Here is a 24,749-nt window from a genome sequence, read left to right as displayed (position 1 = left end):
TTTAATTCTTGTTATTGAAAACGAATGTATCGCCAAGCGTGTTAATTACAAGGCACTTATAACGGCTAGAGGTCGTTATAACGACGGATAGTCCACTCAAGCTAACATATAACCGCGATGGTCTTTTAAGGTCGTATAACGCACTAATTGTTGTGTTGTGTACCTGTTATGTATTACAAAAGCGCTTACCAAACCACAAAGTTATTGGTGGTAGGGTACGCGCTTTTTTGTTCTTGACGGCTAAGGTAAGATCACGCTAGCGGTTACTCTAATTTATAAACGAAGACACATTAATGGGGCTCTATAACCAATAAGGCTTTGTCTTTACGTTGCAAACAGGCTACAGTACGGCTTAGTGTTTTTAGCCATTTCTTTTTATTTAGGGCGCACTAGGTGCTCTTGTGGTTGTGCTTGAATAATCCTTTTTTGTGGTTTTTACGTCTTTTTTATATACTCTAGTTGCCTTTTTTATTTGTAGTACATTATTAACCTTATCACACGACTTTGGTGTGCTTTTTTTTTGGTTTTAGATCTGCCGTTTTTTTAAGTGCTTTTTAGGGGTGTTTTTACTAACACCATAATATAACTGCCGGAACGGTGCTTTATACTTTGGGACTCTACATTATACCTTTTGGTAGGCCGTTGTATTCTTTTAGTTGTAGTATTATAACTTTGGGAGCTGTGCTTTATACTTTAGGTTGTTAGTTTCTTTCTTTTAGTGCCTTGTTTTATACTTTTAGAGGCCTTAACATTACTTTAGGGTGTTTGTTTTATGCTTTGGGTTGGCTGTATTATATAATAGGCGTGCAGGGCTTAATTTACACCTTACCGTTGTCTTTTAAAATACGGTAAATTTTATTCTTGCTACTCTAGTGTATTCCGCAGAAATAGCGCCATAAACACTTTTTACATATTTTTTTACATTTTGTGCAATGGCATACACCCCAGTGCTATCGGCATATAAAATACTATTGCGTTCTATGAGTTTTGCATTAAATTCGGCTTCTGTTTGGTCGACCTTTTGTGTACTAGTAATTAAGGCCTCGTAATATTCGTTTAAGCTGGTGATTGTTAATTCTGCTACATTGGGGGTGTAGCTTGGTACGGACGTTAGTAACTGTAGTAGTTTTGAAAAGTTATCTGCTAACTGGGTGTACGATTGGCGAGAGGTAGAGATTGTTCTTGATTCTTCTAAGGTTTCGTTATTATCTACGGGCTTTTTTTTAGAATAGCCTTGAATTAAATAGTTTATAGATTTGGCTTGGTCTAGTGTTCCTTTAGAGAGGTCTAAAATATCTAACTGGTTAATAATACGTGTGGATAGCGGTTTTAAGTTTTCGTAGATTTCCTGTCTGTTATGGATTGCGTATTTATTATCGTTTCGTTTTTCTTTAATTTCTGTTAGTACGGTTAGTGCTGTACTGTACAAAGTGTTTAAACTTGCGATAGTTAGGTTTACTACAGAAGGGTTGTATTCTGTATAGACTGTTACTTGCTCAATTAGCTTTTGTAGATTGGCTACATTTTTTGCGTGTCCTGTTTCGTATTGCTTACTCATAGTATTGGGGTTTAATAGGTTAAGACTATGAATATACATAATAATTTTAAATTATTATATCTTTACTATATTTTATTATTAAGGGTGTTGTTTGGGGATTTTGTTTTTTGGTTATTTTTAGTGTGGTGATATAGGTTTACGCTGAGTGGTAAAAGGCGCACTGGCAATTGTTTCATTGCCAGATGGTACCTCGATTAGGTGTCTGGCTTTTCTTGCCGCAAACTTGCTAGCGTTGGCGTGAAAGCTCTTTTAAATTTACTCACCTAGTTTTTATTTTATCATTAGGTGTTCGTGATTCGTTTCATTTAATTGTGAGGCACGAGCAAACTTTAAATGTGCTTGAACTTGCGTTGCTTTATGCTGTTTTATATAAATATTGTTGAAATTCAATAAATAAATTTCTAATTTTTAAAGGATCTCCGCCTAATTCTTCTATTCCGTCTGCTTGAGATTGAAACATACTTGAAAGTAAAGTAGGCAGCTTGGTTTGGTCTAATTTACCTACACCAATTTCAATGTACTTACTCAACACAAATTCAATAAATTCTTTTTGTTTATGATTCATTAACGTAAAAATAGCCCCTTCTGCTGCTGCAACGCGTTCCGTTCTTGAGATTGGTTTTATTTCGCTATTAAAAACATACTCTAGCACATCAAATAAGTCGCTATTTTCAGCATCTACTAATTTTCTTAAAGCGTTTAGTTTTTCTATACCGTAACCTGCGGTATCTAATTTTTCAAGTAATATTTTTCTAGTTGTTGGATTACTCCATAATTTTCGTAATTCAGCTTCACTTTTAAATAAGTTTGGTAATTCTCCAAGTAGGTTATTTAAAAATTCTTCTGACGAAATAGGTTTTCCACTGGCATCCCAAAATAGTGTTTGAGAGGTATGTTGAATTGTTAATTCTTTACCATTTTTTAATTTAATTTTTACTTTCTTTTTATATTCTGGAGGTGGCTCTTTTAAACAAGCGCAAGGTTGTACCCCACAAATAGTACACTGTTTTGGGTCTCCTTTTTTACAAACGCAAGGTTCTTGATTACATTTGCCACAGACCACGGGGTCTTCTGGTTCGCCATCCCATTCTGGGTCAAGGAAACGTTGGTGTGCATCTACAAAATCGTAGATGGTAAAATAGTTTTTACCATCAAAGGTTCTTGTTCCTCTACTTACAATTTTCTTAAACTCAATAATCTGACTAACAGGGCGCATCAATACAATATTACGCACATTACGCGCATCTACACCTGTAGATAGTTTTTGAGACGTTGTTAAAATAGTAGGAATACTTTTCTCGTTATCTTGAAACTGTTTTAATGCATCTTCTCCAATCTGACCATCGTTTGCAGTAACACGAACACAATAGCTTGTGTTTTTACTTATTTTTTTATACTGATTTACCATATCACGCACCATTGCTGCGTGGTCTTGTGTTGCACAAAAAATAATGGTTTTATCTTGTTCGTTAGCATCATCCATAAATGCTTTTACACGATAACGCTCTCTTGCAGGAATTATAATTTTACGGTTAAAATCCTTTTCCTCATACAATTTACCTTCTTCAATTTCTCCTTCTACAACCGTATCATCATTTGTATAGACATAATCATCTATGGTGGTTTTAATACGTTTTACTTTAAAAGGCGTTAAGAACCCATCATTAATTCCTTCTTTAAGAGAATAGGTATAAACAGGGTCGCCAAAGTATTTGTAGGTATCTACATTGTCTTTTCGTTTTGGTGTTGCCGTTAAGCCTAATTGAACAGCAGGAGAGAAGTAGTCTAAGATACCTCTCCAATTTCCTTCATCATTGGCGCCGCCTCTGTGGCATTCGTCTATAATTATTAAATCGAAATAATCTTTTGGGTACTGATTGTAATATGCAGCAGTTGTATCATAACTTGTTGTGTTTTCTTCTTCTATTTCTTCGGCATCTGCGGTGTTGTCATTTGCCATTAAAGACTGAAAAATGGTAAAGAAAATACTTCCGTTGGTTGGTACTTTTCCTCTTTTCTTTATCTCTTTGGGTTTTATACGTACTAAAGCATCTTCTGGGAACGCTGAAAAAGAATTGAATGCCTGATTGGCTAATATATTTCTATCTGCCAAAAATAAAATTCTTGGTTGACGTTTTTGATATTGATTATTAACTGATAGATTCCAACGGGTATGAAACAGTTTCCAAGCAATTTGAAAAGCAATGGCTGTTTTTCCTGTTCCTGTAGCTAAGGTTAATAAAATTCTATCGTCACCTTTTGCAATAGCTTCTAACGTTCTATTTACGGCTATTTCTTGGTAATAGCGTGGTTGCCAAGTACCCGATTTATCTTCAAATGGAATGTCTGAGAATTTATCTCGCCATAATTCTGTAATTTCTGAATTGGCGCGTAATGGATACGATTTTATCCAGAGTTCTTGTGGTGTTAAATAACGGTCTACAATACCTTCTTGACCTGTTTGCATACAGATTTGGTAGATATCATCTCCGTTAGTAGCATAAGTAGTGTCTAAGGTTAATTTGTCTGCATATAATTTGGCTTGTGCTACACCTTCACCAACTTCTAAATTTCTTGCTTTTGCCTCAACTACAGCGAGTTTAATGCCATTGTACACCAAAATATAATCGGCAATCAATGGTTTGGCTCTTTTACCACCTGCTTGAATACGACCTGCGGTTATTTGGCAGTTGCGTTCTCTTAATATTTTAGAACTTTTTACAACTCCCCAACCTGCTTCCGTTAGTTTTGGGTCTATTAATTCTGCTCTAGTTTCAGCTTCATTCATATTAATTTTAATATAAGGTGTCATTTTTCCAATTCTGAGGATTGGATATTATGTATTCTGAAATTTTATGATATGATTTTTCGTCACGTATAATATGTTCCCAATAATTGCGTTGCCACAATTTACCATCAAAACGTTTCCAATTATTTGATTTTACATTACGAATATATTCATTTGTTGTCATTGTTTTAAACCATTGCACCACACAATGTAGGGGCGAACCTACGTGTTCGCCCAATGTAGGTAATGGTTCGCCCAATGTAGGTTCGCCCAATGTAGGCGATGGTTCGCCCAATGTAGGTTCGCCTAATGTAGGTAATGGTTTGCCCAATGTAGGTTCGCCCAATGTAGGCGATGGTTCGCCTAATGTAGGTAATGGTTTGCCCAATGTAGGTTCGCCTAATTTTGTATTAGGGCAGACACGCAGGTCTGCCCCTACGTTTTGGATGATGCAATGAAAATGGTTGGGCATAATTACCATATCGTTACATTTAATATCTGTAAATTTATTTTCCAATTCATAATACCATTTGTAAATCATTTTGCCTGCGGTATTCAATTTCATTTCACCATTAATTATTTCGCCATAAAAATGTGTTCTATTTTGGCAACAGATGGTTACAAAATAAAGTCCCGCTTGCGAATAGTCGTATCCTTTTAATCGGATAGATTTGCGCTTGTGTATTTTTGGATTGTAATTGTTCATACTTATAGTAATTGCCCACTAAACGCCTTTTGCAACACACTCTTTTTCATTTCTTCTAAATCGGCTATTTTTTGAGTGTAAATGGCTTCTAGTTTTTTTGTTTCTGCTGATAGAATATCAAGTTTATTTACTATTTGTTTTTGTTTTTCAATTTTTGGGAAAGCCAATTTATATTCTTTCATCATTGGTACCGTTAATTGTGGAATAGCTGAGCCACTTCTTAAAATATCCAAATTATCAATTGAGTGTTTTAAAAATTGCAAATCCATAATTTCTGAATTAGGGATAACTACAATAAGCCTTACAATAGGATAGTATTTCATTTTCCGTAATTCGGTATGTCCAGTTCCACTTCCTCTTGCTGATATTGTTACAGAAGGCTTTAAAACTCTTGCTTTATTTGTATATCCATATAGACCTCTTTTTTTAACCGCATTTGCAAAAATAGGAACATTATATTCTGTAGTTACTTCCTTAGAGAAAGCATCTTTTGGTTTATCACCTCCTGCAAAAATACTTTCAGATATTTGTTCCAAAGTGTTCTCCTCCCAATCATCTCCTTTATTTTCAAACACATTCTGTAAATAACTCTCAAAAAGTTCTTTTGCGTTTTGTAGGTTTTGTTGTGCATTGGCTTTTGCGGTAGCTATGGCAGTAAAAGCTTTGTCTAATAGGGCTACTATTTGTTTTTGTTGGGTTAGTGATTTTGGAAATGAAATTAAAACATTATCAAAACTGTAGTTGTTTATTTGAGGAATATTCGCTCCATTACTTAATTCTGCCAAATCTATTTTTTGAAACCAATGAAACAGATAATCCTTATTAATAATCTTTGAAGGAACTAAAGCCATTGTATTCAAGTCTACAATTGTTGGCTTAACAATTCTGCGTTTTTTATTAGTTGCAATAGCACCACCTCTTTTAGGGAAAATAATTGAACCAATAGGAATGATTTGATTAGCCTTAATATCTATTTCATCTACAAAACGATTGGAAACCTGAATATAGTTTTCGTTTCCTTTAAGATTCATATCACCAACCTTGATATAAAGAATTTCGCCTTCACTTCTTTCGATACTTTTTGAAATGGTTTTACCGCTTTTTAAATCACAAACCTCTCCTAAAGTTTTCATCTCCCATCCATCAGGCAAACTTGCCTTTTCCATTGTCAATTCTTTATTCATTTCCAATCAACAATTTTAAATCATTCATTACATCAGCACTTTCAGCATCCAAAGTAGCCATTGCTTCCAAAATTTCATTGGGTTGGCGTAAAGGCGCTTCTTCTGGTGTATTTGGGTTTTTTGCAGAAAGGTCAAAAGTTGTTTGGTCAATGTCACTTAAACGTATGCTCCAAGAGTTTTCACCTTCGGCTTTTGTTTTTTGTAGGGTTACAAAATCGGCTAAATCTTTTTCGTTTAGTGGGTTTTGTTTTCCCAAATTACGGTCAAGGTTTAATTGGTAAAACCATACTTTTTTAGTGGGTTCACCTTTGTCAAAAAACAAGACCACAGTTTTCACACCCGCACCTGTAAAGGTTCCGCCTGGTAAATCTAAGACCGTATGTAGGTTACAGTTTTCTAGTAGTTCTTTACGTATGGCAACAGAAGCATTATCGGTATTACTTAAAAACGTGTTTTTAATTACAATACCAGCTTTACCACCCGCTTTTAATATTTTAATAAAATGCTGTAAAAACAAAGAAGCAGTTTCACCTGTTTTAATTGGGAAATTTTCTTGTACTTCTGCACGTTCTTTTCCTCCAAATGGTGGGTTTGCTAACACCACATTGTAACGGTCTTTTTCTTGTATGTCGGCACTATTTTCTGCAAGCGTATTGGTGTGTATAATATTGGGGGCTTCTACCCCGTGCAATATCATATTCATAATACCAATTATATATGCCAATGATTTTTTCTCTTTACCGTAAAAGGTTTTCTTTTGTAGTGTCTCTATGTCTTGCGTAGATAGTTTTTTGGTGTTACGTAAGTAATTAAAAGCTTCTACCAAGAATCCTGCACTTCCTACAGCACCATCATAAACGGTTTCACCAATTTTAGGGTTAACTACTTTTATAATGGTTTTAATTAATGGACGTGGTGTGTAATACTCGCCACCATTACGCCCTGCATTACCCATATTTTTAATTTTACCTTCATAGAGGTGGCTCATCTCTAATTGGTCTGCGTGCGTACGAAAACGTAGTTGGTCTATTAAGCCAACGACTTCTCTTAAATTATATCCAGATTGAATTCGGTTTTTTAATTCCCCAAAGATTTCACCAATTTTATATTCTATAGTATCTGCACTTGTAGCATTTACTTTAAACTTTTTGAGGTAAGGAAACAATTCGTTATTAACAAAGTCTAATAAATCGTCTCCTGTTTGTGTGTTATGGTCAATTTTACCATCTTCTAATTTAGGAGCTGCCCAATTTGTCCATTGGTAGGGAGGTTCTATGAGTCTAGTATATGCTTCTCCAGAAAGTAAAGCTGCATTTTCTTTGTCTTTTTCTAAATCGTCTAAATATTTTAAAAACAGTACCCAAGAGGTTTGCTCTACATAATCTAATTCGCTTCCGCATCCTGCATCTTTATGTAGTATGTCGTCTATATTTTTAAAACTTTGTTCAAACATTTATTTAGTGTCTATTTTATTCGAGATAATTAATTCTTTTAGGTGTATGTTGCGTATTTTAACAATAGGTATTCCTATTTCTAGTCTTGGTTGCTGTCTGTTCTGTACATACCCATTTATCATATTGTAGCTTTTTTTCAATTTCTTGGTAAGCTAAATTTGTTTAATGCCTTTTTTTTTCAAGACTTCCTTAATTCTATTTATTTTAATTCGGATTTGTCTATTTTTTTAAATGGACTCATTAAATCGTTTTGCTTATTTAAGACGTTGTTTATGCCGGAACTAATGTAAGTTGTTTTTTTATTTTATAAAGCTATGTGTTTTATTCTTGTTTTTCTATGTGTGTGGCGGGGGGGGAAGGGCAAGTTTTTTTTATTTTGTGAGGCACGAGCAAAATGAAATGTTTTTGACCGTGCGGTGGGTTTCTATTAGTTTGTGTGTAACTCTGTTATATTAGTTACTATTAAACATCTACATAGCGGTATAAGCGTTGGTTACTATTTAATAGCGCCCACACTATAGATATTACTTATTCTTTATTATTGTAAAAAACCGTAAATGTGAATGTTTATTAAAAACAGGGTTTAGGTTTTAGTTATGCGGTGTTTTGGTAATTATGGGATGGTGCGGTGTGAGGTCTGTACGTATTTTTGTGTGCGGGGTGCATTGGCAATTATGGGGTTGTTAGGTGGGTACTTGATTGTGGGGAGTTTACCTTAAACTATAATTCGTTTTTTTATTAATGTATCATTTACTATTGTGCCATAATCCGCACAAAAATTCAAAAAATCTGAATATTTAAGAGAACACTTCATTTCGATATCATTGTTGTTAGGATTAATATCGGTTAGTATAATATTATCAATATCTGTGTCGTAACGATAATGACTAACAGAGTTTCTAAGTTTATTAATAAAATAATTTAATTTTTGACTATCATTATTATAGAGTAATATACCTTTTTTATTTTTTTCTTTTAAACGTTTTACACTAATGTTATATTTAAAAACAAATGCCTCGTAAGAGCTAATTTCTATGATCTTCCAATTATCAATTTTTAGCACATCTATTGCTTCTCTTTCAGACAATTCATTTTTAATATATTCATTAGTCCTAACTAAAATGAGATAAGATAACCCAATTAGCATTTGACCACCAAAAAACTTAGCTTTATCTTTATTCTTATTTAAATTAAAATCATCAACGAACTCTTGAAAATGTGTATCAAATTCATTTATGACGAAAGACTTCTTTAACTCAAGAAAAGCATAAAACCTTAATCGGAGTATTGAATTGTAAATATTCATCCATTTTTGCTGCTTCATAGTATTGTTTTTTTTATGGTACACAACGGTCTTGTATATGAAAAGTAGTGCTAAAAATAAGCAATAATTTTCGGATGAAACACAAGCCGAATTATTAAATTTTACTAATTATTTTATTATTGTAAAAAAGCGTAAATGTAAATGTTTATAAAAAAAGGGTTTAGTTGTTAGTTGTGCGGTGGGTTGGTAATTACTGTATGGTGGGGGGTGAGATCTGTACGTATTTTTGTGTGCGGGGTGCATTGGCAATTATTGGGTTCTTAGGTGGGTACTTGATTGTACCCAGTGCTTTTACTTATTAATAAATGGTAATAATGTTTTTATAATTCGTTCGATTGTTCCAATAGAAACATCTTCATCTTTTTTATCGTCTAAATCATTTAAAGAAGTTCCGTGATTTCCAAAATATTTATCTACTAACTTTTCTTTGATTTCTTGTTTTTTCTCTTCTGGCAATAACTCAATGAATGGATTTATTGCAGTTAGCTCAAGCTCTGCTTTTCTGTTTAAAATTTCGAGTTTTCTATGTTTGCTTGATTCTCGTGCAGCATATGTAGCTGGATATGAAAGAGCTGCTGCTGCTAATATTCTAATTAAGGATTTTGTCCAATCATAATTATCTCCGCTGATATCCCAAATCGTAAATATTAGAATACCAGATAATCCAATCATTAAAATTATTGCAATAATTCTAAAAACATCAGCTGTTTTTTTATGACTATTCGCTATGATTTGATAATTTCCTGTAACTGCTTTATCACTTACTACTCCAACAATTTTTTTAGCTTCTTCAAGTTTGGTTTCTAAATCTTTAATTATTTGATCTGTGCCAGTATTGATTTCTGTTTTAAGCTTTTCAACTTCATCAATTAATGCTTTTTTTGAGGTGTCAAATTCTACTCTAAATGATGTTCTGTCTTGTTCGTAATTTTGTGTCGCTGTCGCTTTAATCGAATCAAAGTTTGTTTGAAACGTATTGTTTAAATTTTGTAATTCAAGCTCCTTTTGATTTAATAAACTATTAATTGTCTCTAAATCAGTATCTGTTGTTTTTAATTTTTCAGTTAGAGCTAAAAACTCTTTCTTCAGTATTTTGTTTTCCTCTTCTAATTCAGAATATTTCTCTTTTATAATCTTTTCAAAGTTTGCGATGTTTTTTGAGAAATTAAAATCGTTTTTTGAAAATGGCAATGGTAAATTTCTGACACGATTAATTGCAGTATATAGATGATTTGTTGCATTTGTAATATGTCCTTGATTTTTATTGCCAACGAATGCATTTATTTGAGCAAGGGAATTTTCAAGCTCAGTAGAGATTGTGCTTAATTCTGTATCTTGAACAATAGAAGGAATTGTTAACTTTAATCTATCTCTAAAGTAGCTTGTTGCTGTATCAAAAAAGTTTAAACTATCAACACCTATAAGTTCCCTTAATTCTTTTTCTTTAATTCTTGATTCAATTTGTTCAAGCTTTTCAAAGACTTGGTGATTTTCAAATTCAGTTGGTGTCATTCGTTAGTTTTTTTTGCATTGGGTACAACTCTGTTATATCAGTTACTATTAAACACCTTAATAGCGCCTACAGCGGTATAAGCGTTGGTTGTTAATTTTATTACTTAATAGCGTTTGCAATATAGACACTACTTTTTATGTTATGTTGCGGGAAACCGTAAAAGTGAATGTTTTCTTTAAATATAACTGAGGGGTTTGTGGTTTATAGGGCTTGTAGAGAGTAAAGTGTACTGGCAATTATTGGGTTGTTAGGTGGGTACTTGATTGTGGGCTTTCTTTTATTTGAAGAATTAGTGTCGCAGAACTGTCATATAACTGTCATAGCAGCGTCTCGTTGCTTTTAAGAGTAAAGAAAAGGTAATACTTATCTTTGTTAAATAATTAATATTAAACACATAGAAAAATTATGAATCCTGATACAATTAATTTAAGAGATACTAAAAAAATAAGATTGGAGCGTCATTGGTCGCAAGATCAATTGGCAGAAATGAGTGGCTTAAGTATAAGAACTATTCAGAGAATTGAAAATGGAGAGAATGCGGGTTTAGAATCTTTAAAATCTTTAGCAGCAGTTTTTGAAATTAATATTACTGATTCTGATAAGGCACAGGAAAAGGAACAGATTAGAAAAGAAGAGGAGTACCTTCAAAATGTTAAGGGGCTTTATAAGCTTCTTGCAATTGCAATTTTAAGCTTAGTAGCTCCATTTATTATTGCAGTTAATGATTCATCCAATTGGAGTATTTTTTTATGGATACTTCTTTCTTGGGGCGTAATATTGGGAATTTATTTTCTTAATGTTTTTGACTTCTTTGGAGAAGAATGGAAAAGAAAAATGATTGATAAGAAATTTAAAAAGAAGTAAGAATTTTTTAATTAGGCATACCGTGTGTGCGACCATTATAGGCCTTTTTAACTTACAGCAAAGTAAGTAAATAAGCTAGAGGGGTGCAATTTTTTCTTTTTCTTATAAAACTTATGAGTTTCTTCATTCTTCATTTTTAGAGAAGCAATACTTATAGGTTTTACTTTTTCATTTATTTATCTATTTTCATTTTTTTTGTAAACTTTTGCTGGAAGAGATTTACTTAAATATATTGTGTTAGTTTTTTTATTAATGAAATAATCAAAATCTGTTATTTACTTTGCCACAATAATTTTTATTGAATTGTAGTTTCGATTTTGCTTGCATTACAGGTAACGTTGTTATATTAGTTACTATTGAACACCTTAATAGCGCCTACAGCGGTATAAGTGTTGGTTATTAATTTTATTACTTAATAGCGTTTGCAATATAGACACTACTTTTTATGTTATGTTGCGGGAAACCGTAAATGTGAATGTTTATTAAAAAAGGGTTTAGGTGTTAGTTGTGCGGTGTGTTGGCAATTACTGGATGGTGCGGGGTGTGCCGGATTGGCATTAGTTATTTTTTTTAAGAATCGTTTTTAAACACCATTAACTTTACTGTTTTATCGGAAGCTTCTAAAATTAAAATTTTATAATTCTTCCATTGTATCGTTAGTTCTTTTTCTACAGTGGTATTTAGTGGCGTAAACGACACGGTTTTGTGTTCTTCTTCTTCTGATAACGCAATATTATAGGTATTAAAGGCATCTGTATGATTTCCTTTTATATCCTCTGACCATTCTCCAATACACTCTAGAAAGAGAATTTTAAGGGTGCCAATAATGGCTATTTGGCCTAAATTGATAAACATTGGTTTTTTAAAGTCTAATTTTTTAACAACTAATGCAACGTCTTCTTTATTAATTTTTAAATCAAAAGAATAGTTTTTATAAGCTTTTGGATAGTTTGCTTTTTCGCTATTATTAGACGCCTTATAGCACCAAAGAAAAGTAGTGTATTTACTATTGTTTTCTACTACGTTTAATTCTAGTTGTATCTGTGGTGAGTTATTGTTTATTGGTTTTGATTGTATATATAAATTAACAGGTTCTATGATTATGTTATTAAATGGCGTGCTAGGATTTTTGCCTATTTTTAGGGGTATTATAATAGCACTATCTCCCTTATTATTTTCTGATTGTGCATATCCTGTACATTGCATACCTACCAATAGTATAAGCAATAGTTTGGTTTTAAAAAGCGTCATTTTTAGGTGTGATTTACTGTTAAAAAAGTCTGTTAAATTTAAATGTTAACATATAAATAAGCATTCCTGTTGTCACTAATAAATGAATACCGAAGCCAATAAAATTTATGACTTTTACAGCGGTTTTATTATGAAAGCCTATAATGGAGACAAAAGCGAATATTAAAATACAAGCTTCTATAAATAGTGCTAATAGTTCTATAAATTGAAAATTATGTTGTTTTATATTCAGGCTAGTGATGGCCCAAAAAACAAAGGCTCCTATAGCAATACCCATATTTAAATACGACATTATTAACGTTTGTTTGTGCATTTGATACCCGATAATAATGGCTGCTAAATGGCAAATTAAGAGACTAATTAATGCTGTGCTTACGTATATGTCATTCATAACTATGCAATGGTGTTTTTATTTTGTTGCGATTGTAGGTCCCGTTTATATATAAGAGCTGTGGCTTATTAAGGCATACTAACTACTGGATTGTAATATACTTAATTAAAAGCAATAGCAGTTTGCGTTAGTATCTAAACTGCTATTGCTTTTGTATATAGTGTGCCTAGTACGGGCGTTTTTTACTTACTGCACAGTAAATAATTAATCTAGAGGGTTACGTCTCTTATGCGCTGGGGTAACGTCTAGAAGCAGTAGTTAGTTGTAAGGCTGGTAACTGTTAAGTACTATTTTGAGAAAGCGAGATTACAAGATTGGGTATTGACGCCTTTGACTCCGCACAGGATAGACCACGCAGAAACTGTATAAGCGTTGTGTTTATTAGGGTAAATAGTACCATTGCAACGCCCAAAGCGTAGCAAAAGGGTAAGAGGTAGATACGGCAGGGATTGCGTGAGAGAAGGTGTTATTGCCTAGGGAGATTTGTTAAGTTACGAGTTGGTGTAATGAGTAATTATTGAGATGACTGTTGAACCGTTATACGAGATTGGTTTTTATGGTGGTGTGAGAGGCGCACCGGCAATTATAGGGTTGTTTGTTGGGTACTGAATTGGCAAATCGTATTTTATTTGTTATATTTTTATTATAGTTCCTAAATTTATATTTCCACCCTTGTTTTTAATTGAGTAAATTTCATCTTTGTCAACATTATTCATTCCAGATAGAAACTGATAGTCTAATAAAATTCCAATTGTATTATTTATCTTAATTCTATAACCAAGACCTAAATTTATTGCTGTTTGTGTATTTTTTATTGTTGCTCCTAATATATTTTGAGCCATAGAATTATTAGTTCTAAAGCTTTGTATAATTCCAAAATTCAAATTCCATTTTTTTGTTTTTCCAAAATGCCAATTCATATTAAAAGGTATATTTACATAATCTATTTTGAACTCACTATTATATGTCGTTCCTCCCATTTTTTGATATAACAATCCTGTTTGGATGCTCCAAGTTTTATTCAAATAATAATCTCCATTAATACCGAAGTTTATAGAGTTTAAAGAACTAGATGGATGTCCAGATACATAATATCGAAAGCTAGATTTTCCAATTTTACCAGTTAATTCGATTGTCTGTTTTCTCTTATTTGAGAGTAAAGATTAGTGGAAATAAATAAAGCTATAAAAAGATAAATGATTTTCATTTGTTGTTCGTTTTGGGATATTACTGCCAACTGAGTTAAATTATTTACTATTAACTGTTATTTGGCTTAGTAAGCGGTATCAACGTTGGTGGTTAATTTTATTACTTATTAGCGTTTGCAATATAGACACTACTTATTCTTTATTATTGTAAAAAATCGTAAATGTGAATGTGGTCTTAAAAAAAAGAACAACTGTGCACTTATCTTTATAACCCGTTTGTTAAGATGTAATAACAGCGTTTTTTTAACAGACTTGTCTAAAAGGCCGGGTAGCTCTTAAAATTATTTTCCCTGGCTAGATACTGCCTCAATACACTTCTCTCAATGATTTTATTATTCTGTAACGTAATTTTCTACGGTGTTTAATAATTGTTTTTCGTAGTTATAGATATCATCGATGCTTTCAATAGGCTCTTTAATTTCTTTTTTATTATCGTCGAAAATACTAATGTATTTATTACCTCCGTTTAGGTGTAGGCGGCAAATCGGTTTTCTATTATTATCGTCCAGCAGAATACCAAAATACGATTGTGTGTCTCGGTGAATAACTCTGTCTTTTGTTAATTTACGTCTAAGAATTGCCACGACAATTTGGTAGGCTTCAATTTCTTCTTCGGTAGTTTCGATTTTGCTTTTTGGTTCGTCTACGACCACTTCCTCTATTTTTTGTTGTTCTACCTCTTTATTTAAAGCAGAATTTAAGCGATCACTCACTTTTTCGCTAATTAACTGTGCAAATGCCTTACTCACTATGTCTTTAAACTCATCTAACACAGTAGCCGTTAGTCTGCCACTGTAAGCTCTGTGCGCAAATAAACGCACAAATTCTTGTGAGGGTGTTTGTAATTCTTGGTCTATAAGGCTTTTAATTTCTCTGGTATATTTTAAATGACTGGCATTGTCGACTATTTTAGAAACATCGAATTTCGACTTGTGGAACTTTTCAATTTCTTTAGCGGTGCTTTCTTTTAGGTTTGTTATATCAAATTCTAAAAATGGTTTTTCATCCATTTTGTTGGTTTCATCGAGATCGGTATAAAAGCGATAAATAATTCCATTTGTAAGCAATGCAAATCTGGTTTTTGTGACGTGAAAATATCTGAATAATTGTGAATTATGGACATCTAAGTCTTGTTTCCAGTTTTTACATTCTACAATTAGTATGGGGTCACCATTTTGAAAGATGGCATAATCTACTTTCTCTCCTTTTTTAAGTCCTAAATCGGCTGTGAATTCAGGGACGACTTCTGTGGGATTAAAAGCATCATAGCCTAAAATATTTATGAAAGGTAAAGTGAAAGCGTGTTTTGTGCTTTCCTCTGTTTCTATTTGGTCTTTTAGCTGTTCAACTTTGTCAGCAAGTGCTTTTAGCTGGTTATATAATTCCATATTTCACGTTTAGTTTAATTGTTGCTTTTAAAAGGGCTACCAAGAAATATCTACAGCATACGAAAGGTATTGTAAGACCATTACTTAGTAGCGAGCTCAATGTAAGTTATCCCTTTTGTCTTTTATTGAGGGAAACCGTAAACGCGAGATTATTCTGTAAAAAAAGAAAAGATAATTTTGTTTTGAGTGGAATATTTAGACTAAACTATTAGAAACGTCATTTAATTACTTGAGTAAAAAAAGCAGACTAAAATACAGGTAAAACGTAATCATTTGCTTTTCTTTAGTTACGTCCAAATACTGAAAATGGTATAGCTAATATTAAATGAGCAAGTGCTATATAGGCATACGTATCATTTTCTCCAAACATTTTAAACATCCAATAAAGTTCAGCCAGGAATGGCAGAAATAACGAAATTAGGCCACTTATAAAACCGCCTTCGGTAAAGGCTATTATTACTGTCCATATGTGGGTTATAATTGCCGTAATAGCAAATACACTGTATAAAGATCCGAAAATTGCTTTCATATTATTTACGTTTTAATGTTAATGATTTAATACCAAATAAAATGGCCACTATTATGTCTATCGGTACCCACACTGATTTATTATTGAAATAAACGGGAATAATAGGATTGAAAAGGATAGCAATTAATCCAAAAACGATTAACCAAAAATTCAGCTCTCCTTGATATTCTTTTACAATAATTGTAACAGCACCAATAGTAACAATTATCCTTAAAAAGGTATAATAGCCAATCGGTAAATTAGCTATACTTAAAAGTAAAAGTCCTGAACAAATTAAAAGGATTGTTTTCATATTTTAATTCATTATTAGTGATTACAGATTGTAAATACAGCTGTTTATATTCTCGAGAGCATTTGTGATAGTTGACGTTTAGTAGTGTTTAATACTCTGTAGTGTTCTTTGTTCGAGTTTTCTTTTAAGATTTATTCATTATAATGAAAAATATAAAATTTATTCTCGTCATTATAAGTTAGATTAATCTTTAAAATATTTCCTCCTTTAAGATATGCTTTCCATTCTGTATCTGATACAATAACATACTTTCTATTATAAGTTTCTACCTGTCCATTTAAGTATGGCATTTCGTCAACTATTTGCATACAAAAATTAGAAAGTTTTGTTTTCTTATCAAAATAGTATATAAAAGTTCCATAAATCATAAATGTGCTAATGTACTTTTCTCCATCATCGTTATATTCAACCTTAAAAGTTTTCTCAGAATGTAAATCCCTAATCTCTTTTTCAGTTGTTCCTAAATGTGCTTGTGCGCTACTTAAAAATGGTAAAAACACAATAAGTAAAAAAAGTAATCTTTTCATTGTCTTAAATTTTAGTATATAAATTTTTATTTTGTCTGGTAACAGCCTATCTACTCATCACCATACAAAACAATCCCTTAAATAGTTTTGCCGGCTGTAGTAGTGTTATTATTAACTATAAAGAAATACCATCAAAAACACAATGCAGGTTCGAAGATTAGTACTTAATAGCGGGCTCAATGTAAGTCATCCCTTTTGTCTTTTATTGAGGGAAACCGTAAAGGCGCGATTATTCTGTAAAAAAAAAGGGGTAGAAAGTAGGGGAGGTAATGAAGCATGCTGATTTTATTATTAAAGGCTTGTTCGTATTAAAAATGTATTAAAGACTGTATATGTATGCACTATAAAATGAAAACAGGCTCTAAAGTAGAACCTGTTTTTTAAGCTTGCGAATTAGGATCGCTTTTATAATTTTTGTTGCGCACTGATGGGGTAGGGACAGTTCCTTAAATAGTAAACCTATTTACCTCTTAATGCTGCCCGTTTAATGTTCTCTCTAAATAAACAGCTGTTTTACTGTGTTTATTTTTAGCAACTTTTTCTGGCGTTCCTTCCGCGATCACTTTTCCACCGTCTTCTCCGGCTCCAGGGCCAATGTCGATAACCCAATCGCTTCCTGCTACTATCTGCATATCGTGCTCTACTACAATTACGGTATTGCCGGCATCGACTAATTTGGCAAGTTGAAGTTGTAATTTTTCTACATCGGTAGGATGCAAGCCGGTAGTTGGCTCGTCTAAAATATAAAGTGTATTGCCACGACTTAGTCGCTGGAGTTCTTTTGCAAGCTTTATTCGCTGTGCTTCTCCACCGGAAAGCTCCGTTGCCGGCTGGCCTAAACGTAAATAACCCAAACCAACTTCTTGCAATACTTTAAGAGGACGGCTTACGCGGTCTTCTTTCTCAAAAAAATTAGTAGCTTCATTTACGGTCATACTAAGAACTTGGGCAATATTTTTGTCGTGATATGTCACTTCTAAAGTTTCGGGATTATACCGTGTGCCGCCACAAACAGAGCAGGGCGCATAGACACTTGGTAGAAATAACAATTCGACCATAACAAAACCTTCCCCCTCACAATTGGAACATCTACCCTTTCCTACATTAAAAGAAAAGCGACCGGCCGTATAATTTCGGGATTTAGCTAATTTTGTTGTTGCAAATAATTTTCGCACCACATCAAATAAGCCGGTGTAGGTCGCAAGGTTTGATCGCGGTGTTCTACCAATTGGTTTCTGATTGACCACAACCATACGCTTTATACTTTCTGAACCTGCAGTAATTTCGCCACCCAGAGTCGCTACAACGTCCTGTTGCAAGTCGTCTTCTGCTTCCTCTTCCTCCGGAGCAATATTTTTTCCTAATTGGGACGACATTAATTCTACCAATACTTGGCTAACCAAACTGCTTTTACCGGAGCCAGACACGCCCGTAACACTCGTTAATACACCTAAAGGAAAGGACGCTTCTAGGTCTACTAAATTATTTCTTGTCACCCCACTTAATGCCAACCATCCAGAAGGTTTTCGGGGTGTGGACTTTTTGAAAGGGAGGGTGTTAAAAAGATGTTGCCTGGTTTTAGATCGCGGACTATTTTCTAAACCGGCCGGTGGACCACTGTACAAAATGTCTCCACCACCATTACCAGCATCGGGACCTACGTCTACTATCCAGTCGGCATGGCGAATAACATCCAACTCATGCTCGACAACAAAAAGCGAATTACCGCAGGCTTTCAATCTGTCTAACGTTTTTAGTAAAGCTTCGGTATCTGCGGGATGGAGTCCTGCAGAAGGCTCATCTAATACATACACCACTCCAAATAAATTACTACGCACTTGGGTTGCTAGTCTTAAACGCTGATGTTCGCCCGGAGAAAGGGTAGGGGTACTGCGCTCTAAAGATAAATAACCCAGTCCTAATTCCAATAAAACGGCAACTCTTGCCACTAAATCTTCGGCAATGCGTCGTGCTACCATTGCTTTCTCTTGGTGTTTTTCGCTAAATTTAGCTAAACCGGGCGCCGTGCCATCACCATAAGGTGTGAAAATAGTTAGCAACATTTTAAGCGGGAGCCGCGAAATGTCGGCAATATCATAACCGGCAAAAGTCACGGAAAGTGATTCGCGACGTAGGCGTTTACCGTTGCAACTAGGGCATTCGCTACTAAGCATGTATTGCGATACACGCTTTTTCATTAAAGGACTTTGCGTACTAGCAAAAGTATGGAGCACATAGTTTTTTACGCCCGTGAAAGTCCCCATATAACTAGGTTCCTTATTTTGTTTAATGGCAAGCTGTACCGCGTCTCTATCGAGTCCAGGGTATACTGGTACTTGTGGTTTTTCGTTAGTGAATAAGATCCAGTCGCGCTCTTTTTTTGGAAGATCTTTCCACGGACAATCAATATCGTAGCCTAGAGTAGTTAAAATATTGCGAAAGTTTTGACCTTGCCACGCCTTAGGCCATGCAGCGATAGCTTTTTCCCGAATGGTTAGGGTGTCATCGGGAACCATACTTTTTTCTGTAACTTGGTGCACTCTACCCAATCCGTGGCATTCAGTGCAAGCGCCTTCTATAGTGTTCGTTGAGAATGAATCGGCATACAAAATAGATTGTCCTTTTGGATAATCGCCAGCTCGGGAATACAACATGCGCAACAAGTTCGACAATGTGGTTACAGAGCCCACCGAGGATCGGGTTGTTCCTGAACTTCGGTGTTGCTGTAAGGCAACCGCTGGCGGCAACCCTTCGATCTCATCGACTTCCGGAATGGGCATTTGATGAAAAAGGCGGCGTGCATAAGGTGACACAGATTCTAGATATCTTCGTTGCGCTTCGGCATATAGGGTGCCAAAAGCGAGAGAGGATTTCCCCGACCCAGAAACCCCTGTAAATACTACCAAAGCATCGCGGGGTATTTCTAGACTGACATCTTTAAGGTTATTTTGTCGTGCGCCACGTACAGTAACGAAGCCTTCTTTTGGTGTCTTAATTTCATTCAGTTGTTTCATATTTGCGTTGTGTTCAAAAATTATACCAAGAATAGACCTAATAACCAAGGTTGCATTTGAAGGTTTTATAAGTGTGTGTTTTAAAATGTTTATGCTCTATTTTGTTGGCAATAAGTTTATTTAGAGCTGTTTGTAAATGTGGGTTACTATTGATTATTGTTAATAAAAACACTAAAAGTGAGATTATATCAAAAAAGGAGAGTGTTTTTATGGCGCCTTTCAATTATGGTCAATGATATCAATAAGCACACCCATTATAATAATTATAACTCTTTATAGATCGGTGCTTTTTAAGCCCTCTGATTTTTCTATTCGTTTTGATTGAAAATTATCTGATTGAATTCTATTTAGTTTCTTACCTTTTGTTGTGCGTTAATAGTATATTTTCGAAGATTTCATTGGCCTCTAAATCGCTTATAACAAGTCGCTTTATTACTATTAATTCCTATTTTGACCTTTTTGTGGTAAAACTTACAGACACAAACTATCTCAAAATCGCATAGGTTCTAGGTTTAATCTTCAATTTATAAGTGATTTTGTTTGCTATCTTTTAGTGCCTTTTTTAAGTGTTGTTTTTCTGTTGTGGATGCGTTTTTAAATATAAAGTGGGTTAGTATCTCAATATAATCATTTTCAGAAATTATTTCCATTCCTAAGTTTTTGAGGTCCTCAAAATCTTTTTGTGTTGGAACCGAAAAATAGTGTCCTTCGTTAAGATTTTGTTTTTGGGATTTGATTGGACTATCGCTCTTCATTTTTTTTAGAGCCGCAATAATTAATTCCGCTCCTAGAGGGTAGAGTTGTACGATATGCCAAAATAAAGATCTGTCTTTATTCACGTTAAGCGTCGCTATGTCTATTATTTCCCCGGTGTCAATGCCATTATTAGGAATGGTGTGCAGTGTACAGCCAATGGTTTTGTTTTGTTCTTTAAGGGCGTGCAAGGTTCCCATAATCCCGCGGTAGTTGGGTAAAATTGCTGAATGTAGATTTAGAATTCCTTTTTTTGGGATTTGAATAATTTCATCTTTAAAGATCTTTCCAAAACGGATTGATATAAAGAGGTCGGGATTGAAATCTTTTATTTTAGCGATGAATTCTGCAGAATTTACTGTCGTACACTTTTCAATGGGAAACGATTTAAAATCCGCATCAAAAAACTCAAAAGCCGTTTCGAGGGGCTGTTCTTTTTGAATTTTTGGGAGGGTATTATAAATATACTCTTTTTCAAAATACTCCAACTGTAATAAATCAGCGGGTTTATTAAGCGGATTTCCGACGGTATCAGAATAGTAGATTTTTACCGTATGGTTTAACAGTTCTTTTTTTAATAGATTGTAAACGATGTTGGCTTCAAGGTCTTTGTTTAGGAATAATACGATGTTCATTTTTTACTGTCGGATTGCTTTTTGTGAGTATTACTTATCAATAGCTTTATTGAATAGCTCTGCGAAGTTTGTAAATAGAGTAATGATGGGCAATATAAGAAATACGGACTCCATTGTGTTGTCGAAACAAAAAATGTGCTATTGAATGAAAGTGGCAGACGGTTTTTTGTGTAAAGGAAACAGATAAGGAGGATAGGGTGGACATAAACCGCCAATAGCTTTTAAGTAAGTTAATGTCTCACAGTCTTCTTTACTGCCTTAAATAAACACCAATGTGTTCCCTTTTAAAGGGAATCGACTTTTCGATTATGCGATTACAATTAATGCTATTCGCTAGCAGAGACGAATTCTTTTTAGTTCTTTACTTGTGTTTAGTGTAGTGTAGTGTAGTGTAGTGTAGTGTAGTGTAGTGTAGTGAGGGTGTTATTTATTTGATAGTTTTTTACGCGCCCTTTTTTTATAGTTATATTTTCTTTTAGTCTTTATTAATTTATATCTAAAATCGTCGTAAAATAAGCTTATTAGTAAGATTACAGCACCAATAATAAGCGTATTTAATTTCAAATCGGCTGTAGAGTATAACAAGCCACCCAGTAATCCACCAGCAAAAAAGAATGAAATAATATAAATTCTAAGCTTAATATTTGCTTTTAATTTTTCTCTCTGCGGATAAGATTTAGGAAAGAATAACTGAGAAATATCGATACCTAAATCTGTAAACAGACCAGTTAAGTGTGTGGTGCGCACTACGGCGTTCGATATTTTTGTTACAAAAGAGTTCTGTAAACCCATAGCAAATAGTAGTAAACAAACAATGACGTTAGGCGATTTAATTTCAAAAAAATTGCTTGAGAGTCCGATGGCTATTAAAATGAGCGATTCTATTATTGTAGGGAGAACGAAAACATTAATTTTTCTATTGCCTCTATATTTTTCAATAAGTAAACTGGATAAGAAGGATCCGAAAAGAAACGAGAAAATATATAGAAAATAGATGGTACCTTTCCAGAATTTAAAATTGGCAACATCATAAATAAATAGTGCAAAATGACCGGTAACATTAGTGGTTAACTCTTTAAACGATAAAAAGCCTGTAACATTTACAATACCTGCTACAAAAGAGAGTACCGTGGCAATGCGCAGATTGTGTTTTAAAGTCCTACTTTTACCTTGATGTCTAAACATTTTGTTTCATTACATTCTGAATTAAAAATTTCGAATACCGTATTTTTACAAGTGTTTCGCGGTTTTCTAAGAGAGTATAAAATAAAAAGAAGCAAAACACAATGCCTTTATTTCTGATTAAAATAAACGCAGATATTGGAGTTTACTACGGGTTTATAAAGGTATGAAAACAACGATGAATTAAGCACGTTCTTTCAATTCTTTGGAAAAAGAGTAATGAAACTTTTTTTTTGTTTATCTTTGCCTGACAAAATTGGCAATGAGGTCTGCCTTAAACCGTTCCGCTTGGAGCTAATGACATCTACTTTTAATGGCTTACGCCACTGTGGAATCATTTATTTAAGGCACTATGAAAGCAAATAGAATTAAAAGTTTTTTATTCTCATTCGAGCAAATCCCCTCTTTTTTATATCTTTTAAAATGGATTTTAATCTGTTTGACTTTAGGCGTTATAGTAGGAAGTATATCTGCTTTTTTCCTATTGAGTTTAGAATGGGCAACACATTGGCGCGAATCTCATTTATGGATTATAGCACTATTACCAGTTGGTGGTTTTATCATTGGTTTATCGTATCATTTATATGGAAATAGTGTCGTAAAAGGCAATAATTTATTACTCGAAGAATTTCATACCCCAAAAAAAATCATTCCTTTTAGAATGGTGCCTCTAGTATTGTTTGGAACTATCTTAACCCATTTATTTGGTGGATCAGCGGGTCGTGAAGGAACAGCGGTGCAAATAGGTGGCGCCATTGCAGATCGATTTACAAAGGTTCTTAAACTGTCAAAACGCGATAGAAAGATTATTTTAATTGCTGGGATTAGTGCCGGATTTGCATCTGTATTTGGAACGCCGTTAGCCGGAGGTATTTTCGCATTGGAAGTTTTAGTCTTAGGAAGATTGCGATTGGATGCCATTATCCCCAGTTTTATGGCTGCGGTTTTTGCTGATTATTTTTGTAGCATTTGGAATATTTCTCATACACAGTACCATATAGATGCGATTGCAGAAATGACACCAGTAAATGTACTGTGGTCTTTGCTTGCTGGAATTATTTTTGGTCTTGTAGCAATGCTCTTTTCTAAATCTACACATTTTTGGAGTAATCTTTTTAAAAATAATGTAAACTATCCGCCTTTAAGACCGGTTATTGGTGGAACTATACTGGCAATAGCTATTTATTTTGTGGGAACGACAAAATACATAGGGCTCGGTATACCAACAATTGTGGACGCGTTTAATGTAAACCTTAATTCTTACGATTTTTTATTAAAATTAGTATTCACATCCTTTACACTTGGTGCGGGATTTAAAGGTGGAGAAGTAACGCCTTTATTTTTTATTGGTGCTGCCTTAGGTAATGTATTAGTTTGGTTTATTCCTTTGCCAATGGAGTTGCTCGCAGGAATGGGGTTTGTCGCTGTTTTTGCCGGAGCGACTAATACGCCAATAGCGTGTACTATAATGGGAATAGAGCTTTTTGGGATCGAACCAGGTGTTTTTATCGCACTAGCTTGCTGTACAGCCTATCTGTTTTCCGGGCACTCTGGCGTGTATTCTTCTCAAATTATAGGAAGTCCAAAGCATCATCTATTTCTACGTGAAAAAGGCTTGCATTTATCTGAAATTAAAAATAAAAGAACTAAAAAATGAAAGAGTTAATAACCGTAAGAATTTATTTTGAAAACGGACAAAAAATTCAAAATCAGTCCTTTTGGAAAAAAATGTATGCTTCAGATTTTTCAACAGAACTTTTAAAAAAGGCCAAGGCTTTTGGGTTACAACAAGTTTTGCATCTCAATGTGAGTAAGGGGTATTTCAAAAATCAGAGTATAATTTGGGGTACAAGTGAAATGCGCCACCTTAAACACCCGCATCTTATTGAAATAATGGACACCCCGTTTAAAATACATCAGTTTCTTGAGGAACAAAAAGCACTGTTACAGGAAATTACAACGGTGATTGTTAAAAACGAGATTTTAATTAAGTAATTACTCGGTGCAACGAGCAGTATTGTTTAAGAAAGTAGTGGGCTTTAGGAACTAAATCCGGAATCCATCTCAAATCAGCTGTAAATATAAGGTTAGTTAAAGCAGAGCCACGCCGAACTTAAATAGAATGGCAACCGCAAAGGAACTGTGTTTGTATTTTTTATTTCGCTTTTAAAATTCCAATTGATTAAAA

20 protein-coding genes and 1 riboswitch are annotated in these 24,749 nt (G+C 33.9%); of the genes, 3 read left to right on the top strand and 17 right to left on the bottom strand.

Annotated elements, in window-relative coordinates:
* Positions 1 to 838: 838 nt before the first annotated feature.
* The 7 genes from ES676_RS10930 to ES676_RS10895 all read right to left on the bottom strand — a co-directional run bounded on the left by ES676_RS10930 (position 839) and on the right by ES676_RS10895 (position 10,526).
* The gene (locus ES676_RS10930) at positions 839 to 1,558 is read right to left on the bottom strand and encodes a hypothetical protein (protein ID WP_148370367.1); all 720 of its coding nucleotides are present in this window, start codon (positions 1,556 to 1,558) and stop codon (positions 839 to 841) included.
* 355 nt (positions 1,559 to 1,913) lie between these two features.
* The gene (hsdR, locus tag ES676_RS10925; RefSeq protein ID WP_148370380.1) at positions 1,914 to 4,346 is read right to left on the bottom strand and encodes an EcoAI/FtnUII family type I restriction enzme subunit R; all 2,433 of its coding nucleotides are present in this window, start codon (positions 4,344 to 4,346) and stop codon (positions 1,914 to 1,916) included.
* Positions 4,347 to 4,353: 7 nt separating this feature from the next.
* Positions 4,354 to 5,052 carry a transposase gene (locus ES676_RS10920; protein WP_148370366.1) on the bottom strand — a complete coding sequence of 233 codons (699 nt, stop codon included), beginning with the start codon at positions 5,050 to 5,052 and terminating at the stop codon, positions 4,354 to 4,356.
* 2 nt (positions 5,053 to 5,054) lie between these two features.
* On the bottom strand, positions 5,055 to 6,236 hold the full coding sequence (locus ES676_RS10915) for a restriction endonuclease subunit S (RefSeq protein WP_148370365.1): 1,182 nt from the start codon (positions 6,234 to 6,236) through the stop codon (positions 5,055 to 5,057).
* On the bottom strand, positions 6,229 to 7,689 hold the full coding sequence (locus tag ES676_RS10910; RefSeq protein ID WP_148370364.1) for a class I SAM-dependent DNA methyltransferase: 1,461 nt from the start codon (positions 7,687 to 7,689) through the stop codon (positions 6,229 to 6,231). Before ES676_RS10910 ends, ES676_RS10915 begins: the two co-directional genes overlap by 8 nt.
* Before the next feature lie 716 nt (positions 7,690 to 8,405).
* Positions 8,406 to 9,014: a hypothetical protein gene (locus tag ES676_RS10900; RefSeq protein ID WP_148370363.1), complete on the bottom strand. Its 609-nt coding sequence runs from the start codon at positions 9,012 to 9,014 to the stop codon at positions 8,406 to 8,408.
* A gap of 291 nt (positions 9,015 to 9,305) precedes the next feature.
* Positions 9,306 to 10,526 carry a hypothetical protein gene (locus tag ES676_RS10895; RefSeq protein ID WP_148370362.1) on the bottom strand — a complete coding sequence of 407 codons (1,221 nt, stop codon included), beginning with the start codon at positions 10,524 to 10,526 and terminating at the stop codon, positions 9,306 to 9,308.
* Between the two features lie 406 nt (positions 10,527 to 10,932).
* Between ES676_RS10895 and ES676_RS10890 the strand changes: the two genes are divergently transcribed.
* Positions 10,933 to 11,391 (top strand): helix-turn-helix domain-containing protein, encoded by a 459-nt coding sequence (locus ES676_RS10890; RefSeq protein ID WP_148370361.1) that lies wholly within the window; start codon positions 10,933 to 10,935, stop codon positions 11,389 to 11,391.
* A 570-nt stretch (positions 11,392 to 11,961) separates the two neighbouring features.
* On the opposite strand, the gene ES676_RS10885 is transcribed toward ES676_RS10890, so the two are convergent.
* The 10 genes from ES676_RS10885 to ES676_RS10840 form a co-directional block, all read right to left on the bottom strand.
* Positions 11,962 to 12,642, bottom strand: coding sequence for a hypothetical protein (locus tag ES676_RS10885; RefSeq protein WP_148370360.1), 681 nt, complete (start codon positions 12,640 to 12,642; stop codon positions 11,962 to 11,964).
* A 19-nt stretch (positions 12,643 to 12,661) separates the two neighbouring features.
* A complete protein-coding gene (locus tag ES676_RS10880) occupies positions 12,662 to 13,033 on the bottom strand; it encodes a hypothetical protein (protein ID WP_148370359.1) in 372 nt (123 codons plus the stop codon).
* Positions 13,034 to 13,665: 632 nt separating this feature from the next.
* Positions 13,666 to 14,148 (bottom strand): outer membrane beta-barrel protein, encoded by a 483-nt coding sequence (locus ES676_RS10875; RefSeq protein WP_246130349.1) that lies wholly within the window; start codon positions 14,146 to 14,148, stop codon positions 13,666 to 13,668.
* 425 nt (positions 14,149 to 14,573) lie between these two features.
* Positions 14,574 to 15,629 (bottom strand): type I restriction endonuclease, encoded by a 1,056-nt coding sequence (locus ES676_RS10870; RefSeq protein ID WP_148370357.1) that lies wholly within the window; start codon positions 15,627 to 15,629, stop codon positions 14,574 to 14,576.
* 283 nt (positions 15,630 to 15,912) lie between these two features.
* Positions 15,913 to 16,158 carry a hypothetical protein gene (locus ES676_RS10865; protein WP_148370356.1) on the bottom strand — a complete coding sequence of 82 codons (246 nt, stop codon included), beginning with the start codon at positions 16,156 to 16,158 and terminating at the stop codon, positions 15,913 to 15,915.
* A gap of 1 nt (position 16,159) precedes the next feature.
* Positions 16,160 to 16,450: a DUF6804 family protein gene (locus ES676_RS10860; RefSeq protein ID WP_148370355.1), complete on the bottom strand. Its 291-nt coding sequence runs from the start codon at positions 16,448 to 16,450 to the stop codon at positions 16,160 to 16,162.
* Between the two features lie 131 nt (positions 16,451 to 16,581).
* Positions 16,582 to 16,977 carry a hypothetical protein gene (locus tag ES676_RS10855; protein ID WP_148370354.1) on the bottom strand — a complete coding sequence of 132 codons (396 nt, stop codon included), beginning with the start codon at positions 16,975 to 16,977 and terminating at the stop codon, positions 16,582 to 16,584.
* Between the two features lie 470 nt (positions 16,978 to 17,447).
* Complete coding sequence (gene uvrA / locus ES676_RS10850; RefSeq protein ID WP_148370353.1) at positions 17,448 to 19,991, bottom strand: excinuclease ABC subunit UvrA; 2,544 nt, start codon at positions 19,989 to 19,991, stop codon at positions 17,448 to 17,450.
* 524 nt (positions 19,992 to 20,515) lie between these two features.
* Positions 20,516 to 21,379 (bottom strand): formyl transferase, encoded by an 864-nt coding sequence (locus ES676_RS10845; protein WP_148370352.1) that lies wholly within the window; start codon positions 21,377 to 21,379, stop codon positions 20,516 to 20,518.
* Between the two features lie 423 nt (positions 21,380 to 21,802).
* Positions 21,803 to 22,564 carry a YoaK family protein gene (locus ES676_RS10840; protein WP_148370351.1) on the bottom strand — a complete coding sequence of 254 codons (762 nt, stop codon included), beginning with the start codon at positions 22,562 to 22,564 and terminating at the stop codon, positions 21,803 to 21,805.
* Positions 22,565 to 22,810: 246 nt separating this feature from the next.
* Positions 22,811 to 22,875: riboswitch (Fluoride riboswitch) on the top strand.
* A 38-nt stretch (positions 22,876 to 22,913) separates the two neighbouring features.
* Here ES676_RS10840 and ES676_RS10835 point away from each other — a divergent pair.
* Together ES676_RS10835 and ES676_RS10830 are read left to right on the top strand one after the other, a co-directional pair.
* Positions 22,914 to 24,218: a voltage-gated chloride channel family protein gene (locus ES676_RS10835; RefSeq protein WP_148370350.1), complete on the top strand. Its 1,305-nt coding sequence runs from the start codon at positions 22,914 to 22,916 to the stop codon at positions 24,216 to 24,218.
* A complete protein-coding gene (locus ES676_RS10830) occupies positions 24,215 to 24,556 on the top strand; it encodes a DUF190 domain-containing protein (RefSeq protein WP_148370349.1) in 342 nt (113 codons plus the stop codon). Before ES676_RS10835 ends, ES676_RS10830 begins: the two co-directional genes overlap by 4 nt.
* Positions 24,557 to 24,749 lie beyond the last annotated feature (193 nt).

Origin of the sequence: Bizionia saleffrena (assembly GCF_008086175.1) — a bacterium.
GTDB lineage: Bacteria > Bacteroidota > Bacteroidia > Flavobacteriales > Flavobacteriaceae > Bizionia > Bizionia saleffrena.
This window is presented reverse-complemented; position numbering and strand designations above follow the sequence as displayed.